The 3242-nt window shown below is 31.3% G+C and carries 5 protein-coding genes; 3 read left to right on the top strand and 2 right to left on the bottom strand.

Annotation, left to right across the window (positions count from 1 at the left end):
- Window positions 1-515 precede the first annotated feature (515 nt).
- Entirely contained in the window at window positions 516-1160 is a 645-nt protein-coding gene (locus BXU11_RS17155) for a helix-turn-helix transcriptional regulator (RefSeq protein WP_078213384.1), read from the top strand.
- On the top strand, window positions 1135-1284 hold the full coding sequence (locus tag BXU11_RS18640; RefSeq protein WP_078213383.1) for an AraC family transcriptional regulator: 150 nt from the start codon (window positions 1135-1137) through the stop codon (window positions 1282-1284). The genes BXU11_RS17155 and BXU11_RS18640 overlap by 26 nt, the downstream gene beginning before the upstream one ends.
- A 94-nt stretch (window positions 1285-1378) precedes the next feature.
- On the opposite strand, the gene BXU11_RS18475 is transcribed toward BXU11_RS18640, so the two are convergent.
- Entirely contained in the window at window positions 1379-1507 is a 129-nt protein-coding gene (locus BXU11_RS18475) for a hypothetical protein (RefSeq protein WP_255373963.1), read from the bottom strand.
- Between the two features lie 222 nt (window positions 1508-1729).
- Here BXU11_RS18475 and BXU11_RS17145 point away from each other — a divergent pair, with 222 nt between their 5' ends.
- Window positions 1730-1873, top strand: coding sequence for a hypothetical protein (locus BXU11_RS17145; RefSeq protein WP_223253777.1), 144 nt, complete (start codon window positions 1730-1732; stop codon window positions 1871-1873).
- Window positions 1874-1953: 80 nt separating this feature from the next.
- Here BXU11_RS17145 and BXU11_RS17140 read toward each other — a convergent pair whose 3' ends face one another.
- Window positions 1954-2637: an AraC family transcriptional regulator gene (locus BXU11_RS17140; RefSeq protein ID WP_139363544.1), complete on the bottom strand. Its 684-nt coding sequence runs from the start codon at window positions 2635-2637 to the stop codon at window positions 1954-1956.
- Between the last annotated feature and the right edge of the window lie 605 nt (window positions 2638-3242).

The raw sequence follows: 3242 nt of genomic DNA, 5'->3' as shown, positions 1-3242 counted from the left end.
TTCCTTTTACGATGACACTTTTTAGGTTTTCTGCAATAGTGTCATTTGCGTTGTTTTTGTCAATTTTAAAGTTTTTGTTGTTAGTAGTACTTGTTTGCGATAAGGCGGGTAGCAACGTAAATAGAAACAACAAGAGACAGGTATATTTTGCTAAACATGGTTTTTGAATGTGATATTTAACTAAAAATAATTCTTAATTAGACTTAATATAAATAATTTTGCGCAAAAATACCGCCTTAATCCCTCTATCGAATAGGGAAAAACGGATTATAACTTTGTAAAAACGGATTATATTTTGAAACTTATTTCAAGAATTGTAGAGCAGCAGCAGCCCATTTTGTCACTAGAAACGGTTAATTATTATCAGTTAAAGAGTCACTTTTACAGTGAAACAATTCAAGTGAAGAATGGCGAAACAGATCAAATTACATTTCAATACCAGATAGCCGATGGCGTTATGATCGTTTACGCACAAATGTTTTTTTGCAGCAGCAACAGCCATTGAAGTTCAAATCGTGGGAGAATCTATTGTAATGAATTTTTTCTCAAGTTCACATACAGTGGAACAAATAGAGCATCTTGCGGGAGAAAAAAATTCTGTTGAGCACACACATAATATTTTTTATGCTTCTAATTTTAAGGTTATCTATACCGTACCTGCTTTTCAAAAATTAGATTGTTTTTCAATAATTCTAGCACCGGATTATTATTCGAAATTAATAGATGCAAATTGGGCACTTCATGAAAGTTTTTCACAGCAAATTAAATCAAAGATTACCAGTTATCTATCAATGCAATATGCGTCTTTTAATTCTGGAATTCAATGGATTCTTCACGAAATTAAGACTTGTAAATTTGAAGGGGTTATAAAAAAAATGTATTTAGAATCTAAAATCAAGGAGCTGCTCATTTTTCAATTGGAGATATTAACTAGTACAGATCATAAGATTGTTATTGAAGATGGAAATAGGGCTAAGCTAGATCAAGCCAAAGTCATCTTGCAAGAAAATTACACAAATGCTCCTTCATTATCAGAGCTTTCTAGAATCATTGCACTGAACGAATTTAAATTGAAAAAAGGATTTAAATCGTGTTTTAATTGTACCATAAAAAACGTATGTTACTCAACTCAGAATGGAACGCGCAAAAGAATTGCTTAAAAATAAAATTTTAAATGTAAGCGAGGTGGCATATCAATGTGGCTATAAAGATGTATCACATTTTTCGGCTGCATTCAAACAGTTTTATGGATTTACACCGGTTAGTTTTAGACAGAAGCAATAAAGAAGTTTTCCAGAAAAATACATCATTATTAAGTCATAAAGTCAAAAGTTATAAGTCAAAAGACAATTTGCCTTTTGACTTTATGTCTTTTTATTTAAAGTGTTTTTTTTTGTTTTTCTACAAAAGTATTGGATTGTAATTCCAATAAATCTGTTGCATTTTTTCGTTGTAAATCATACAATCTTTTGTCTTCGGCAATATCCGCATACACTTTGTCGTGCATACTAGCGCTGGTTTGTACCAAAAGAGTGCCTTGGTATTTGCCTGTTCTATTGTAGCTTTTAATGCTGTTTCGAGGTTTTTAGTTTGTAACATACTTCCCTATTGGATTGACCAATAATTGTCGCCAATAATAGGTGAAGTTATCTATGGCTAAAAACAACAACATTAGAAACAATAGAACGGACAATACCAACGCACTCTTTTGGTACAAACCAGCGCTAGTATGCACGACAAAGTGTATGCGGATATTGCCGAAGACAAAAGATTGTATGATTTACAACGAAAAAATGCAACAGATTTATTGGAATTACAATCCAATACTTTTGTAGAAAAACAAAAAAAAAACACTTTAAATAAAAAGACATAAAGTCAAAAGGCAAATTGTCTTTTGACTTATAACTTTTGACTTTATGACTTAATAATGATGTATTTTTCTGGAAAACTTCTTTATTGCTTCTGTCTAAAACTAACCGGTGTAAATCCATAAAACTGTTTGAATGCAGCCGAAAAATGTGATACATCTTTATAGCCACATTGATATGCCACCTCGCTTACATTTAAAATTTTATTTTTAAGCAATTCTTTTGCGCGTTCCATTCTGAGTTGAGTAACATACGTTTTTATGGTACAATTAAAACACGATTTAAATCCTTTTTTCAATTTAAATTCGTTCAGTGCAATGATTCTAGAAAGCTCTGATAATGAAGGAGCATTTGTGTAATTTTCTTGCAAGATGACTTTGGCTTGATCTAGCTTAGCCCTATTTCCATCTTCAATAACAATCTTATGATCTGTACTAGTTAATATCTCCAATTGAAAAATGAGCAGCTCCTTGATTTTAGATTCTAAATACATTTTTTTTATAACCCCTTCAAATTTACAAGTCTTAATTTCGTGAAGAATCCATTGAATTCCAGAATTAAAAGACGCATATTGCATTGATAGATAACTGGTAATCTTTGATTTAATTTGCTGTGAAAAACTTTCATGAAGTGCCCAATTTGCATCTATTAATTTCGAATAATAATCCGGTGCTAGAATTATTGAAAAACAATCTAATTTTTGAAAAGCAGGTACGGTATAGATAACCTTAAAATTAGAAGCATAAAAAAATATTATGTGTGTGCTCAACAGAATTTTTTTCTCCCGCAAGATGCTCTATTTGTTCCACTGTATGTGAACTTGAGAAAAAATTCATTACAATAGATTCTCCCACGATTTGAACTTCAATGGCTGTTGCTGCTGCAAAAAACATTTGTGCGTAAACGATCATAAACGCCATCGGCTATCTGGTATTGAAATGTAATTTGATCTGTTTCGCCATTCTTCACTTGAATTGTTTCACTGTAAAAGTGACTCTTTAACTGATAATAATTAACCGTTTCTAGTGACAAAATGGGCTGCTGCTGCTCTACAATTCTTGAAATAAGTTTCAAAATATAATCCGTTTTTACAAAGTTATAATCCGTTTTTCCCTATTCGATAGAGGGATTAAGGCGGTATTTTTGCGCAAAATTATTTATATTAAGTCTAATTAAGAATTATTTTTAGTTAAATATCACATTCAAAAAACCATGTTTAGCAAATATACCTGTCTCTTGTTGTTTCTATTTACGTTGCTACCCGCCTTATCGCAAACAAGTACTACTAACAACAAAAACTTTAAAATTGACAAAAACAACGCAAATGACACTATTGCAGAAAACCTAAAAAGTGTCATCGTAAAAGGAAAACCT

The organism is Flavobacterium sp. LM5 (assembly GCF_002017945.1).
GTDB classification, from domain to species: Bacteria; Bacteroidota; Bacteroidia; order Flavobacteriales; family Flavobacteriaceae; genus Flavobacterium; species Flavobacterium succinicans.
The sequence above is the reverse complement of the archived record's forward strand: the minus strand, read 5'-3'. Positions and strand labels throughout refer to the sequence as shown.